The 12,771-nt window shown below is 65.3% G+C and carries 15 protein-coding genes; 7 read left to right on the forward strand and 8 right to left on the reverse strand.

Annotation, left to right across the window (positions count from 1 at the left end; translation table 11 throughout):
• Window positions 1-4: 4 nt before the first annotated feature.
• From JQ617_RS36555 to JQ617_RS36585, 7 genes are all read right to left on the reverse strand, one after another.
• Window positions 5-748 carry an ABC transporter ATP-binding protein gene (locus JQ617_RS36555; RefSeq protein ID WP_063686335.1) on the reverse strand — a complete coding sequence of 248 codons (744 nt, stop codon included), beginning with the start codon at window positions 746-748 and terminating at the stop codon, window positions 5-7.
• On the reverse strand, window positions 745-1,743 hold the full coding sequence (locus tag JQ617_RS36560; protein WP_212030589.1) for a branched-chain amino acid ABC transporter permease: 999 nt from the start codon (window positions 1,741-1,743) through the stop codon (window positions 745-747). Before JQ617_RS36560 ends, JQ617_RS36555 begins: the two co-directional genes overlap by 4 nt.
• Window positions 1,740-2,615 carry a branched-chain amino acid ABC transporter permease gene (locus JQ617_RS36565; RefSeq protein ID WP_063686337.1) on the reverse strand — a complete coding sequence of 292 codons (876 nt, stop codon included), beginning with the start codon at window positions 2,613-2,615 and terminating at the stop codon, window positions 1,740-1,742. The genes JQ617_RS36560 and JQ617_RS36565 overlap by 4 nt, the downstream gene beginning before the upstream one ends.
• 179 nt (window positions 2,616-2,794) lie before the next feature.
• A complete protein-coding gene (locus JQ617_RS36570) occupies window positions 2,795-3,925 on the reverse strand; it encodes an ABC transporter substrate-binding protein (RefSeq protein WP_212030590.1) in 1,131 nt (376 codons plus the stop codon).
• 57 nt (window positions 3,926-3,982) lie between these two features.
• The gene (locus JQ617_RS36575) at window positions 3,983-4,861 is read right to left on the reverse strand and encodes a shikimate dehydrogenase (RefSeq protein WP_212030591.1); all 879 of its coding nucleotides are present in this window, start codon (window positions 4,859-4,861) and stop codon (window positions 3,983-3,985) included.
• Between the two features lie 145 nt (window positions 4,862-5,006).
• Window positions 5,007-5,945 (reverse strand): LysR family transcriptional regulator, encoded by a 939-nt coding sequence (locus JQ617_RS36580; protein WP_212030592.1) that lies wholly within the window; start codon window positions 5,943-5,945, stop codon window positions 5,007-5,009.
• Between the two features lie 298 nt (window positions 5,946-6,243).
• Window positions 6,244-6,420 (reverse strand): hypothetical protein, encoded by a 177-nt coding sequence (locus JQ617_RS36585; protein WP_063686341.1) that lies wholly within the window; start codon window positions 6,418-6,420, stop codon window positions 6,244-6,246.
• A 166-nt stretch (window positions 6,421-6,586) separates the two neighbouring features.
• Here JQ617_RS36585 and JQ617_RS36590 point away from each other — a divergent pair, with 166 nt between their 5' ends.
• The 7 genes from JQ617_RS36590 (at window position 6,587) to JQ617_RS36620 (ending at window position 12,076) form a co-directional block, all read left to right on the forward strand.
• A complete protein-coding gene (locus JQ617_RS36590) occupies window positions 6,587-7,315 on the forward strand; it encodes a helix-turn-helix transcriptional regulator (protein WP_063686342.1) in 729 nt (242 codons plus the stop codon).
• A gap of 83 nt (window positions 7,316-7,398) precedes the next feature.
• On the forward strand, window positions 7,399-8,058 hold the full coding sequence (locus JQ617_RS36595) for an acyl-homoserine-lactone synthase (RefSeq protein ID WP_063686343.1): 660 nt from the start codon (window positions 7,399-7,401) through the stop codon (window positions 8,056-8,058).
• A 1-nt stretch (window position 8,059) separates the two neighbouring features.
• Complete coding sequence (locus tag JQ617_RS36600; protein ID WP_063686344.1) at window positions 8,060-8,278, forward strand: hypothetical protein; 219 nt, start codon at window positions 8,060-8,062, stop codon at window positions 8,276-8,278.
• Between the two features lie 473 nt (window positions 8,279-8,751).
• Window positions 8,752-9,669: a branched-chain amino acid ABC transporter permease gene (locus JQ617_RS36605; protein ID WP_028139755.1), complete on the forward strand. Its 918-nt coding sequence runs from the start codon at window positions 8,752-8,754 to the stop codon at window positions 9,667-9,669.
• Window positions 9,666-10,610 (forward strand): branched-chain amino acid ABC transporter permease, encoded by a 945-nt coding sequence (locus JQ617_RS36610; protein ID WP_145657044.1) that lies wholly within the window; start codon window positions 9,666-9,668, stop codon window positions 10,608-10,610. Before JQ617_RS36605 ends, JQ617_RS36610 begins: the two co-directional genes overlap by 4 nt.
• The gene (locus JQ617_RS36615) at window positions 10,603-11,370 is read left to right on the forward strand and encodes an ABC transporter ATP-binding protein (protein WP_063686348.1); all 768 of its coding nucleotides are present in this window, start codon (window positions 10,603-10,605) and stop codon (window positions 11,368-11,370) included. Before JQ617_RS36610 ends, JQ617_RS36615 begins: the two co-directional genes overlap by 8 nt.
• On the forward strand, window positions 11,363-12,076 hold the full coding sequence (locus tag JQ617_RS36620) for an ABC transporter ATP-binding protein (protein ID WP_212030593.1): 714 nt from the start codon (window positions 11,363-11,365) through the stop codon (window positions 12,074-12,076). Before JQ617_RS36615 ends, JQ617_RS36620 begins: the two co-directional genes overlap by 8 nt.
• Window positions 12,077-12,269: 193 nt before the next feature.
• Here the strand turns inward: JQ617_RS36620 and JQ617_RS36625 are convergent, their stop codons facing one another.
• Window positions 12,270-12,653, reverse strand: coding sequence for a hypothetical protein (locus tag JQ617_RS36625; RefSeq protein ID WP_212030594.1), 384 nt, complete (start codon window positions 12,651-12,653; stop codon window positions 12,270-12,272).
• Between the last annotated feature and the right edge of the window lie 118 nt (window positions 12,654-12,771).

Consider the following 12,771-nt stretch of genomic DNA (forward strand, 5'->3'; position numbering starts at 1 on the left):
CTCCTCAATGCCCGAGATAGGCTTCGATCACGGCTGGGTTCTTGCGGACCTCGTCGGGCCGTCCCATCGCCAGCACCTTGCCTTCCGCCATCACCATCACCCGCGAGCACAGCGACATCACGAATTCCATGTTGTGCTCGATCACGACGAAGGTGGCGTTCTTCTCGCGGTTGATCGCGACCAGGCGCTCCTTCAGGTCCGCGAGCATCGACGGGTTGACGCCGCCGGCGGGCTCGTCGAGCAGCACCAGGCGCGGTCCGCCCATGAAGGCCATGGCGGCGTCGAGCAATTTTTGCTGGCCATAGGAGAGGCCGCCGGCGGGCTCTTCGGCGAGATGATCGAGCTTGAAGAAGCCAATCATCTGGTTGGCGGCATCCGTCAGTCCGGCATCGGAGCGGCCGACCAGGCGCGAGGCCATGTTGCCCTGGTGCTCCTGCCCGGCGAGGATCAGGTTCTCGCGCACCGACAGCTTGGGGAAGACCTGCAGGAGCTGGAAGGTGCGGCTGACGCCGAGCTTGTTGAGCTCGGAGGGGCGCAAGCCCGTGACGACCTGCCCGTCGAGCTTGACCTCGCCGCCCGATGGGGTGAGCTGGCCGAGGATGCAGTTGAACAGCGTGGACTTGCCGCAGCCGTTCGGACCGATCAGGCCGAGGATCTCGCCTTCGCGTACGTCGAAAGAGACACCGCTGACGGCGTGGATGCCGCCGAAGCTCTTCTTGATGTCGGTGACTTCGAGGACCGCGCTCATTGCACCGTCTCCAGGCGCGACTTGGCGACGGCGCGCAGCGCGGAGGCCGCTTTGGTGCGCCGCGCGGCCATGTAGCGATCGAGGATTCCCAAAATGCCGGTAGGCGACCAGATCAGCAGCAGCATCACCGCGACCGCGTAGAGCATCAGGTAATAGCCTTCGGTGAAGCGCAGCCATTCCGGCAGCAGCACCGCGATCATCGCCCCTAGGAACGGGCCGAAATAGAAGCCGGCACCGCCGACGATCACCATCATCAGGAGATCGAGCGAGAGCGACAGGTTGAACGGAACGGGATCGATATATTGCGTCAGCGGCGCATAGAGCGCGCCGGCGACGCCGCCGAGCGCCGAGCCGATCGCGAACGCCATCAGCGTATAGCGCCGCGTGTCGATGCCGAGCGATTGCGCACGCAGCGGGTTCTCGCGCAGCGCCATGAAGGCGCGGCCCCAGGGTGAGCGGATCAGCCACCACACCGCCAGCGACACGATCGCGAGCGAGCCGAGGCAGACATAGTAGAACGGCAGCGGCCTGTTGGTGGCGATGCCGAAGATGTGCGGGCGCGGAATGTTGGAGATGCCGTAGATGCCGCCGGTCAGCCAGCTCTCGTTGCGAAAGACGAGGAAGGCGAGGGTGGAGAACGCCAGCGTGACGAAGGCGAGATAGTGGTGCTGCACGCGCAGCGCGGGGTAGCCGAGCACCCAGCCGACCGCGAAGCTCAGGACGATCGCGACCAGGATCGCGGCGGGCAGCGGCCAGCCATGCGTGGTCATGATCGCGGCGGCATAGGCGCCGATGCCGACGAAGGCCCCCTGCGCCAGCGACACCTGGCCGGCATAGCCGAGGGTGAGGTTCAGCCCCATCGCGGCGATGCTCATCACCGCCCACTGGCTGAGGATGAATAGGCCGTAGCGGTTGAAGTTCATGGGGACGACGATCAGCGCGGCGATGACGGCAAGGCCGAGCGCGATCTTCAGCGGTTTGGCGTAGCTGCTCATACCGTGCGCTCCTCGGCGCGGCCGAGCAGTCCTTGCGGCCGGAACAGGATGACGGCGATGAGGAAGATCATCGGCACGGCGGCGCGGTACTGCGTCGAGATGTAGGCGGCCGCGAGATTGTCGAGCACGCCGATCAGGAGGCCGCCGGCGATCGCGCCGCGCACCTGGTTGAAGCCGCCGACGATCGCCGCGATGAAGGCGGCCTGGCCCAGCACTTCGCCGGACGAGAATTTTGCAAGGTAGATCGGCGTGATCAGCAGCGAGGCGAGCGCGACCAGGAAGGCGTTGATCAGGAACGTCAGCAGGATCATGCGCTCGACCGGGACGCCGATGATCCGCGCCACCGTCGGGTTCTGCGCCGCGGCCTGCATCTGGTGACCGAGCGAGGTGCGGTTCAGCAGCGTGGTCAGGCCGAGGACGGCGAGGATGGCGACGACGAGAACGCCGATGCTCTGCAGCGACACCGCGTGGCCGAGGATGGAGATGTCACCGGTCGGCACGATCGAGGGGAAGGGCGAGGCTTCCGCGCTGAAGAACTGCTTGACGGCTTCCTTGATGCCGATCGCGAGTGCCATGGTCGCGATCGCCAGCGGCAGCACACCATGGCGCATCATCGGATCGACCAGCAGCATCTTGAAGGCAAGGCCCAGCAGGATCATCGACAACAGGATGCCGAGGATGATCGCGAGCCAGAACGGTGCGCCGGCATGCATCGCCGCCAGCATCAGGAACGCCGGCAGCATCACGAACTCGCCTTGCGCGAAATTGATGGTCTGCGAGGTCTGCCACAGCAGCGTGAAGCCGACCGCGACCAGCGCATAGATCGCCCCGGTGGCAAGTCCTGCGACCAGTAGATCGAACAGGTTGGACATGTTCCCCTCTTTCCTCTCCCCGCTCTATCGTCTCCCTCGCCCCGTTCTTACGGGGAGAGGGCGGGGTGAGGGGCTTGTCTCCGCGAACTCAATTGTCACCGTGACTGCGGAAGCAGCCCCTCACCCCAACCCTCTCCCCGCGAAGAGCGGGGCGAGGGAGAAGAAGGGCGAAGCCCGCCTCACTTCACCTTCGGCAGCACCTGCTTCACGACCTGCTTGCCTTCGACCACCTCGACCAGAAAGCTCTGGCGGTCGATGTCGCCGGTGTCGCTGAAGGTGACGTCCATCAGGATGCCCGGCTCGACCGCGGCCTTGATGGTGAGGCCGTGCAGCGTCTCTGCGAACTTCTTCGAGTCGACCTTGCCCATCTTCTCGGTGGTGGCCTTCACCATGTAGACGGCGAGGTAGCCCTTCAGGCCGTTATGGTCGGGGACGTAATTGTACTTCTTCGAAAACTTCTCACGAAACGCCTTGATCAGGTCGACCGGCGCGTCGGTGGTGAGGCCGACATGGCCGCGCGCGCCGTTGGCGGCATCGCCGGCGAGCTCGATCACCTTCTGGCCGATCAGCGTGGTCTCGCCCATCAGCGGCGCGGTGACGCCCTGGCGCTTCAGCTCCTTCAGGATGCGCGCGCTCTCCTCCTCGTTGAGGTAGACGAACACGGCGTCGGGATTGGCGGCCTTGATCTTGCCGACGTCGGCGGCGAAGTCGGCCTGGCCGGCTTCGGTCGAGAGATCGGCGACCACCTTGGAGCCGAGGCGGTCCAGCTCCTTGACCACGACGTCGCGTCCGCCGCGGCCGAAGTCGTTGTTGACCCAGACCACGGCGACCGTCTTCGCCTTCATGTCGTCGTGGATGTATTTTGCGACCTTCGGCATCGAGGATTGCTGGCCGAACGAGGTGCGGAACAGGAACTTGTTGCCGGCCTGCGTCAGCTCGGCGGCTTCGCCGCCCATGATCTGCGCGATGCCGGCTTCGGCCGCCAGCGGTGCGGTGACCTTCACGGAGCCGGAATAGCCGGGCCCGAGCAGCACGTAAGGCTCGGCGTCGAGCGCCTTCTGCACCTGGGCGCGGGCAACGCCGGGGTTGGATTGCGAGTCGGCGTGGGTCACTTCGAGCTTGCGGCCGAGCACGCCTCCCTTGGCGTTGATCTCCTCGATCGCGAGGTCGATGCCGTTCTTCCAGTTGGTGCCGACGGTGGCGCCGCCGCCCGAGAGCTCGGCGACGTCGGCGAGCTTGATGGCCTGGGCGTGGACGCTGGTTGCAGTCGCGAAGGCAAGCAGGGCGCCCGCCAGAATGGTCGTTCTCATGGTCTCTCCTCCCATTTTCGTTGATGGTGTCCGCGGCCTTGTGTCCGGCCGCTTCCGTTACGCTGCGTGATAGGCCGAGCTTCGTGCCGCCATCACCTCGTCGAAAGCCTCTCCCATGACTTCGGTCGATGGGGCAAGGCCCGTAAACAGTTCGAACGCATCGGCGGCCTGGTAGATCGCAAGCTCGCGCCCGGTCATGATCCGTGCGCCCTTGGCCTTGGCCGCCGCCAGCAGCGGCGTGATCAGCGGCGAATAGACGGCGTCGGCGACCCACAGGTTTTCGCGCAGCAGCGAGGCCGGGACCGGGGTGTCCCGGTTCGGCAGCATGCCGACCGGTGTGCCGTTGACGAGGCCGGTCGCGCCGGCAAGCGCGTCCTCGACGCTTCTAGCCACCCGTGCGCCACCATGCTTTGCCAGCAGCCCGGCGAGCTTTTCGGCGCGAGCCGGCTCGCTGTCGAAAATCCGCAGATCCGCCACTTTGAGGCTCGCCAGCGCAAAGGCGATCGCCTTGCCGACGCCGCCGGTGCCGATCACGGCCACCGCATTTCCGGACGCCGCCAGCAGCGGCGCAACGGCGCGGGCAAAGCCCGTGGTGTCGGTGTTGTGGCCGATCAGCCTGTTATCCCTGACGACGACGGTGTTGACCGCCGCCATGGTCGCCGCAGCCGGCGCCAGCTCGTCGAGCAGCGGGACCACTGCCTCCTTGTAAGGGAAGGTGACGTTGACGCCGGCAAAGCCGAGCCGCCGCACGCCCTCGAGCATCAGGCTGAGCCCGGCCGCGTCGGCGCCGGCGACCTCGATGAGCTGGTAATGGCCGCGCAGGCCGAGCGCCTCTGCGGCGCGCTCGTGCATGGCAGGAGAGGCGGAATGCGCGATCGGCGCGCCGATCAGGCCGGTGAGGAGCTTCTTGCTGGCGGCGTATCCGCGCTTCGACATGGTGCGTTATCGTCTCGTTGGGGAGCGTTCGATCCCGGCCAATAGCGGGGAAATCGACGCAAGTCCAAGGGGGCCTCCACCTGCGACGATAGCCTTTCCCTTGCCTAACACAATTACCCTTTTATCGGGCAAACCTAACATAATGTTATTTCTTCCGTCCGCGCGCTGCGGGGGCCTTGCCGTTGCCGCGGGACGGCTCGACCGCGCGCATCTCTGCGCGGAGTTGCTCGATGAAATATTCGACGTGGAGCGACAGCGGCGCGCCGCGCTTCACCGCGATATAGGTGTCGAACCGCGTCGGCTCGGTGATCTTCAACAGCTCGATGCCGGGATAGCCGCCATGGGCCACCGTGAACTGGTCGATGATGGCGATGCCGAGGCCCGCCTTGACCAGCGCGCAGACCGTGGTGCCGAAGCGGGCACGGATGGTGATGTTGTAGTCGAGCCGGTGCCGCGCGAAGATCTCGGCCATGATCCGGCCGTAGGGGTCGTTGGGGTCGATGCCGATCAGCGGATAGCGGGTGATCTCGGCGGCCGAGACCTGCTTGCGGCCGGCGAGCTCGTGACCCGGCGGCACGATGCAGTAGAGCTCGCCCGAGGCGAGCGGCATGAAGTCGAGCCCGGAATGCTCCAGCCGGTAGCTCATCGCGACGCACTCGCCGCGGCCGAGCAGGAGGTAGTCGATGGCTTCCTCGAGCTTGAGGATGTTGATGTCGATGCCGAGATCGGGATAGCGGCGGCGGACGCGCTCGATCGCTCGCGGCACCATCACCTGCGAGATGCTCGGGACCGAGCCGATGCGCAGCTCCGACAACCCGCCGCGGCCGATCTTGGAGATGATCTCGGAGAGATCGTCCACCTTCTTGTAGACGCCGTTGATCTGCTCGAAGATGTTCTCGGCTTCGGGCGTCGGGAAATAGCGTCCGTTCTGGCGCTGGAAGAAGCGGATGCCGAGCGAGCGCTCGGTGTATTTGACGAGGCGGCTGATCCCCGGCGCCGAGACGTTGAGCAGCTTGGCCGCGCCGCCAATGGTGCCCGTCACCATCACGGCACGGATCACTTCAACCTGGCGCAGCGTCATCATGGTTCCGGTATCCGAAGTCGATTGCGACGGCGATCATCTCACGGGAGCCGTGATGTCATCCAGCGGCAAGTGTGTCAGACGATACAAATGGACGAGGTGAGCCACCCTCGTGTCCCGGACGCGCTGCAGCGGGCAGCGCATCGTCGAAGGGACGCTGCGCTGCGTCCGGGGCACGAGAGCGTGGCCGGAGAGAATGGAAACTAACTTCGCTGTCAGATTGTTTCGACTAAAATCGGCGCGTTCGAATTGCAGTGCTGCGACGCTGCGCGATGTGCTTCATCGGCGTTGTGGCTGCGCTCTAGCTGGCCGGGCCCTCGGGCAAGACGCTGTCCGCGACGTCCGCACGCTCGCTCTGCAGCACCTCGCGCGCAAACTCGATGATCTTCTGCTTGTTTGCCGTTTCGCGGACGGCGAAAAACACGCGGTTCAATTCCAGGCCGAGCACGCTGTTGAGGGCGATGTTCTCGTCGTCCATCGTGGTTTTCCCGCTTCGTACGTCACAGGTGTAACTTGACGTCACTTCTTCCACAAGTAGATTGAGGCTTCAGAGCAGGTGGTTACCGGTAAACTACGGGACCAGCGAATTGAGGCAGTCCCCAAATACGTGCTATACCCGACGGCGTGGGTCAGGAAACGCACCGATGTCCGCCGTAGACTATGGCCGGGAGGCGCTCGACTTCATCGAAAGCCTGGGGACTTATCGCAAGGTCCCGGACGCGATGAACGCGCTTGAATCGGCCTTCGGGCGCTTCGGCTTCGAAACCATCATCGTGACGGGCCTGCCCAATCCCGATCAGCGCTTCGCGCAGATGGTGCTCGCCAAACGCTGGCCTGCGGGCTGGTTCAACCTCTACACCCAGAACAATTACGACCGCGTCGATCCGGTGGTGCGGCTGTGCCGGCAATCGGTCAACCCGTTCGAGTGGTCGGAAGCCCCCTATGATGCCGAGCTCGAGCCCGATGCGGCCGAGGTGATGAACCGCGCCGGCGATTTTCGCATGTCGCGCGGCTTCATCGTGCCGATCCATGGGCTCACCGGCTATGAAGCCGCGGTGTCGCTCGGCGGCGTCCATCTCGATCTCAATCCCCGCAGCAAGCCGGCGCTGCACCTGATGGCGATGTACGGCTTCGACCACATCCGCCGCCTGCTCCAGCCGACGCCGTATCCATCGACGCGTCTGACCCCGCGCGAGCGCGAGGTGATCTCGTGGGCCTCGCAGGGCAAGTCGGCCTGGGAGATCGGCGAGATCCTGCACATCACGCAGCGCACTGCCGAAGAGCATCTTGCAACCGCCGCGCGCAAGCTCGGTGCCGTCAACCGAACGCATGCGGTTGCGCTGGCGATACGGAACAAGATCATCAATCCGTAAGCGCCGTACTGGGAAATTTCCCAATATCGAACCTGCCCCTTTTGGCAGATTCTTTCCCCCATTGAGGCTGAATGGGGGTTTTCATGATTCACGCAATTTCCGCGGTCAATCGCCACCTTTACGAGGACGTCCTCGAACAGCATTTCAGGCTGCGCCACGACATCTTCGTCGAGGAGCGGCGCTGGGAGACGCTGCGCCGGCCGGATGGCCGCGAGATCGATTCCTACGACGACGAGGACACCGTCTATCTGCTCGCGCTGGAGGGCCGGCGCGTCGTGGGCGGTCATCGTCTCTACCCGACCACCAAGCCTTCAATGATGAGCGAGGTGTTTCCGCACCTTGCAGCGGTTCGCGGCTGCCCCGCGGATCCCCTGGTCTGGGAGTGGTCGCGCTACTTCGTCGTTCGCGACCGCCGCGACGGCGCGCTCAACCTGCAACTGATGGCGGCGGTGCAGGAGTTCTGCCTCAATCAGGGAATCGCGCAGGTCAGCGCGATCATGGAAACCTGGTGGCTGCCGCGCTTCCACGAAGCGGGCTTCGTTGTGACGCCGCTCGGCCTGCCGGAGCTGGTGGAGAATGCGTGGACCATGGCGGCCACCATCGACATTCGCCGGGAGACGCTCGATGTCCTGCATGATCGCATCGGCATGGCTTCCGTCGTGCAACAGGACGGCCCGCGTCTGGACGCCGTCGCCCGTGCCAACCTCTGCGGTCTTGCTGCCGCGCAACGAAAGAGCGCCTGAAATGTCGAACATGATGCGGGACAGCCAGATCATGGCGCAAATCAAGGACGAGAATCTCGGCTACATGTCCGACATGGCGCTCGAGCTCGCACAGATGGCGGACGACTCGGGCCTGACGACGCTCGCCTATCTGTTCCGGATGGCGGCGTTGGAGGCCTCGACGGCCAACACCGTGCTCGCCGAGCCGGACGACCTTCCCCACCAGATGACGTCGCACTAGACGCATCCCTCCTGACATTGCAGCGAACTTCACGCCCTCTCCCCGGCAACGGGGGGAGGGTAAACGTCTATGCGCGTTCACAAGAGATCGTCATGCCCGGGCTTGTCCCGGGCATGCACGGTCTGCGTTGCGGCTTGGCGAGACGTGGATGGCCGGGACACGCCCGGGCATGACGTCGTGGAGTGTCAGCGCTCAAGCTCTCAGGTCCGCAGCGATCGCCTTGTCGCGGCAGCAGGCGATCGTTTGGGTGCGGCAGGTTGACCCATGCTGCGCGGCAACCTTCTTGCAAGGGCGATATCGATCGCATGCACTGGCATGCAACAAAGTGCATGTTTGGTGTCGAATCGCTCTTGCCTCGGAACGATACTGCCATTACCCATTTTTCCGCCTTGATGAGGCAGGGGGAGCTCTTTCACTGATGGCGACTGTGTTCGAACATCGGCGCGCGTCCGTATGCGCCTGAAAGAGTCTTGATGCTGCTCGTCGTCGAACAGTTCCTGAACGGATTGCAGTTCGGCCTGCTGCTGTTCCTGCTCGCCGCCGGCCTCACGCTGGTGTTCGGGATCATGGATCTCGTCAACCTCGCGCACGGCTCGCTCTACATGATGGGCGCCTATTTCGCCGCGACCTTCGCGGCCTGGACCGGCAGCTTCCTGCTCGGCGCGCTGATGGCACTCGGTGCCACGCTGGTGCTCGGCATCGTGCTCGAAATGTCTGCGCTCAGGCATCTCTACGGCCGCGACCATCTCGACCACGTGCTTGCGACGTTCGGCCTGATCCTGTTCTTCAATGAAGCCGTGCGGCTGATCTGGGGCCCTGCCGGCCTTGCGCTGCCGCTGCCGGCCTGGCTCACCGTGCCGGTGCCGATCCTGCCCGGCATTCACTATCCCGCCTATCGCCTCGCCATCATCGTCGTGGCGCTGCTTGTCGCGCTCCTGCTCTATCTCGGCGTGATGCGCACGCGCATCGGCATGCTGATCCGCGCCGGCGCTTCCAACCGCGAGATGATCGGCGCGCTCGGCATCAACATCAAGCTGCTCTACACGCTGGTGTTCGGCCTCGGCGCCGCGCTCGCCGGCCTTGCCGGCCTGATGCAGGCGCCGATCCTCACCGTGCAGATCGGCATGGGCGAGAACATCCTCATCCTCGCCTTCGTCATCATCGTGATCGGCGGCATCGGCTCGATCCGCGGCGCGTTCCTCGCCGCGATCTTCGTCGGCATGATCGACACGCTCGGCCGCGCCTTCCTGCCGAACCTGCTGCGGCAGGTGCTGAGCGGCGCCGCGGCCTCCACCGCCGCGCCCGCGCTGTCCTCCATGCTGATCTACCTCTTGATGGCGATCGTGCTGGTGGTGCGGCCGGAGGGGCTGTTTCCGGCCAACCGTCGATGAAGGCTTTCACGGTGAGCAAGGCCGTTTCGGCCCTGATGCTGGCGGGCCTCGTGCTGCTGCCGCTCTATTCGCAGCTGTCCGGCAACGTCTTCATCCTGACGCTGTTCACCCGCATCGTCATCCTGGCGCTGGCGGCGGCGAGCCTCAACCTCATCATGGGCTTCGGCGGCATGATGAGCTTCGGCCACGCCGCCTATCTCGGCATCGGCGGCTACGCGGTCGGCATGCTGGCACAGGAAGGCGTCGGTTCCGGCTGGATCCAGTTTCCGGTCGCGCTCGCGGCCTCCGCGATCTATGCGCTCGTGATCGGCGCGCTCTCGTTGCGCACGCGCGGCGTCTATTTCATCATGATCACGCTGGCCTTCGCGCAGATGGCCTATTACGTCGCCTCGGGCCTTGCGCGCTACGGCGGCGATGACGGCCTCACCGTCTACAAGCGCAGCGACTTCTCCGGGCTGATCAACCTGTCGGACCGCACGCAGTTCTATTATCTCTGCCTCGCCTGCCTGTTCGGCGTCATGCTGCTGATCTGGCGCATCGTCAATTCGCGCTTCGGCCTCGTGGTGCAGGGCCTGCGCTCCAACGAGCAGCGCATGCAGGCGATCGGCTTCCCCGCCAAGCGCTACCAGCTGGTCTGCTTCGTCATATCGGGGACGATGTGCGGCCTTGCCGGCGCGCTGCTCGCCAACAACACCGATTTCGTCAGCCCGGCCGTGATGTACTGGACCCGCTCCGGCGACCTCATGGTGATGGTGATCCTGGGAGGCATGGGCACGCTGTTCGGCCCCGTCATGGGCGCGGTGGTGTTTTTGCTGCTGGAGGAATTCCTGTCGCAGATCACCGAGTACTGGGCGCTGATCATGGGGCCGCTGCTGCTGCTGATCGTGCTGTTCGGGCGCGGCGGCATCATGGGCGTGCTTGGGAGGGCTGGCCGTGGCTGAACCCTTGCTCCGCGTCGAAAAGCTGGTGCGCCGGTTCGGCGGCATCGTCGCGACCGACAACGTCTCGCTCGACGTCGCCAGCGGCGAGTTGCACGCCATCATCGGCCCGAACGGCGCCGGCAAGACCACGCTGATCAGCCAGCTCACCGGGCATCTCGAGCCGCATTCCGGCAGCGTCTCGCTGGCGGGACGCGACATCACATACCTGCCGGCCTATCGCCGCTGCGCGCTGGGCCTCGCCCGCTCGTTCCAGATCACCTCGCTGCTGCTCGATTTCACCGCCGCCGACAATGTCGCGCTGGCGGCGCAGGCGCATGCCGGCACTTCGTTCCGCTTCTTCGCCAATGCGCGCAAGGAGAAGGGGCTGCGCGATGCCGCCCACGCCGCGCTCGACCGCGTCGGTCTCGCTCATCGCGCCGATGTGCCGGTGTCGAAGCTCAGCCATGGCGAGCGGCGCCAGATCGAGCTTGCGGTCGCACTCGCAAGCAAGCCGAAATTGCTGCTGCTCGACGAGCCGATGGCCGGTCTCGGCGTCACCGAATCCCAGGGCATGGTGAAGCTGCTGCAGGAGCTGCGCAAAGAGGTCTCGATCGTGCTGGTCGAGCACGACATGCCCGCGGTGTTCGCGCTCGCCGACCGCATCTCGGTGCTGGTCTATGGCCGCGTCATTGCGTCGGGCGATCCGGCCGCGATCCGCGCCAACGACGAGGTCAAGCGCGCCTATCTCGGCGATCAGCATGTGGTGACGCATCATGGCTGACACCCTGCTCGCGGTCGACGGCATCGAGACCTGCTACGGCCTATCGCAGGTGCTGTTCGGCCTGTCGCTGTCGATCCGGCCGGGCGAGATGGTCTCGCTGATGGGCCGCAACGGCATGGGCAAGACCACCACCATCCGCTCCATCATGGGCCTGACGCCGGCGCGCGCGGGCACGATCAGCTTTGCGGGCACCGAGGTGCGCCAGCTTCCGTCGTACCGGATCGCCAAGCTCGGCGTCGGCTTGGTCCCTGAGGGACGGCAGATCTTCCCGAACCTCACGGTGCGCGAGAACCTGGTCGCGGCGGCGGCCGACCGCTTCGGCAGCAGCAATCCCTGGACGCTGGCTGCGATCTATTCCCTGTTTCCGCGGCTTGCCGAGCGCGCGGCCAACATGGGCAACCAGCTCTCCGGCGGCGAGCAGCAGATGCTTGCGATCGGCCGCGCGCTGATGACCAATCCGAAGCTGCTGATCCTGGATGAAGCGACCGAAGGCCTCGCGCCGCTGATCCGCGAAGAGATCTGGAACTGTCTGTCGCTGCTCAAGAGCCGCGGCCAGTCAATTCTCGTCGTCGACAAGAACGTCGACCACCTCGCCCGCATCTGCGACCGCCATTACATCATCGAGCGCGGCAAGACGGTATGGAGCGGCACCTCCAGCGAGCTGATGGCCGAGCCGGATCTGCAGCACAAATATCTCGGGATTTAGCGGTCTCGAAGAGTGAGACGGGCAGCGGTATGCTGGCGCCTCTCGTTCGGTGTCGTCTCGGCGGAGGCCGGGACCGCGTGATCTATCGGTGGCGGCCGGTAGCAGTACCTGGACGAGTCTTCGCCAAAAGTCCGCGAGGGGTTATGGGTCCCGGCCTCCGCAGGGACGACGTCGCGGAGGGGCAGGTGCACTCTCACCAATAAATCCCATGCCGATGCAGCTCGCGGATCACGCGGGCCTCGGTGGAGGGCTGGCGGCGCTTGGCCTTGGTCGTTTCAGTCGCGCTCGTCGTCACCGGCGCGGCGGTTAGCGAAGCCGGCGCTGCTGCGGTTGCCGGAGCGGGAGCCGCCGTCGCAGCCGGGGCCGTTGACGTCGGCACGGTCGTTGCCGTCTGGACATTCGTCGCCTGCGGTGCCGCCGGGGCCTGGGCCGCCTGCGGCGGGACAGGTGCCGCCGTGGCCGGCTGCTCCGCCTGCTGGTTCGCACTGCTGGCCGCCAGGCTCAGGCTGCGCGAACCGCCGGCATAGGCCTCTGTTGCGAGCAGCGAGATCGCTGCGATCAGGATCAGCTTGCGCATCGCAAACTCCATCGTCTGGTCAATCCGTCTTACTCAATTCGCGGTCGACCTGCGGCTAGCGTGCGAGGCGATGCAGGCCGATCTCGATCAGGGTGGCCCGGCAGGACAGGCGATAGAT

The sequence above is a fragment of the Bradyrhizobium sp. KB893862 SZCCT0404 genome, assembly GCF_018130885.1.
Lineage (GTDB): Bacteria > Pseudomonadota > Alphaproteobacteria > Rhizobiales > Xanthobacteraceae > Bradyrhizobium > Bradyrhizobium stylosanthis.

What these genes read in the sequence shown, in the direction of transcription:
- JQ617_RS36555 (WP_063686335.1), bottom strand. Translation starts at nt 748, where the DNA reads ATGAGCGCGGTCCTCGAAGTCACCGACATCAAGAAGAGCTTCGGCGGC.
- JQ617_RS36560 (WP_212030589.1), bottom strand. Translation starts at nt 1,743, where the DNA reads ATGAGCAGCTACGCCAAACCGCTGAAGATCGCGCTCGGCCTTGCCGTC.
- JQ617_RS36565 (WP_063686337.1), bottom strand. Translation starts at nt 2,615, where the DNA reads ATGTCCAACCTGTTCGATCTACTGGTCGCAGGACTTGCCACCGGGGCG.
- JQ617_RS36570 (WP_212030590.1), bottom strand. Translation starts at nt 3,925, where the DNA reads ATGAGAACGACCATTCTGGCGGGCGCCCTGCTTGCCTTCGCGACTGCA.
- JQ617_RS36575 (WP_212030591.1), bottom strand. Translation starts at nt 4,861, where the DNA reads ATGTCGAAGCGCGGATACGCCGCCAGCAAGAAGCTCCTCACCGGCCTG.
- JQ617_RS36580 (WP_212030592.1), bottom strand. Translation starts at nt 5,945, where the DNA reads ATGATGACGCTGCGCCAGGTTGAAGTGATCCGTGCCGTGATGGTGACG.
- JQ617_RS36585 (WP_063686341.1), bottom strand. Translation starts at nt 6,420, where the DNA reads ATGGACGACGAGAACATCGCCCTCAACAGCGTGCTCGGCCTGGAATTG.
- JQ617_RS36590 (WP_063686342.1), top strand. Translation starts at nt 6,587, where the DNA reads ATGTCCGCCGTAGACTATGGCCGGGAGGCGCTCGACTTCATCGAAAGC.
- JQ617_RS36595 (WP_063686343.1), top strand. Translation starts at nt 7,399, where the DNA reads ATGATTCACGCAATTTCCGCGGTCAATCGCCACCTTTACGAGGACGTC.
- JQ617_RS36600 (WP_063686344.1), top strand. Translation starts at nt 8,060, where the DNA reads ATGTCGAACATGATGCGGGACAGCCAGATCATGGCGCAAATCAAGGAC.
- JQ617_RS36605 (WP_028139755.1), top strand. Translation starts at nt 8,752, where the DNA reads ATGCTGCTCGTCGTCGAACAGTTCCTGAACGGATTGCAGTTCGGCCTG.
- JQ617_RS36610 (WP_145657044.1), top strand. Translation starts at nt 9,666, where the DNA reads ATGAAGGCTTTCACGGTGAGCAAGGCCGTTTCGGCCCTGATGCTGGCG.
- JQ617_RS36620 (WP_212030593.1), top strand. Translation starts at nt 11,363, where the DNA reads ATGGCTGACACCCTGCTCGCGGTCGACGGCATCGAGACCTGCTACGGC.
- JQ617_RS36625 (WP_212030594.1), bottom strand. Translation starts at nt 12,653, where the DNA reads ATGCGCAAGCTGATCCTGATCGCAGCGATCTCGCTGCTCGCAACAGAG.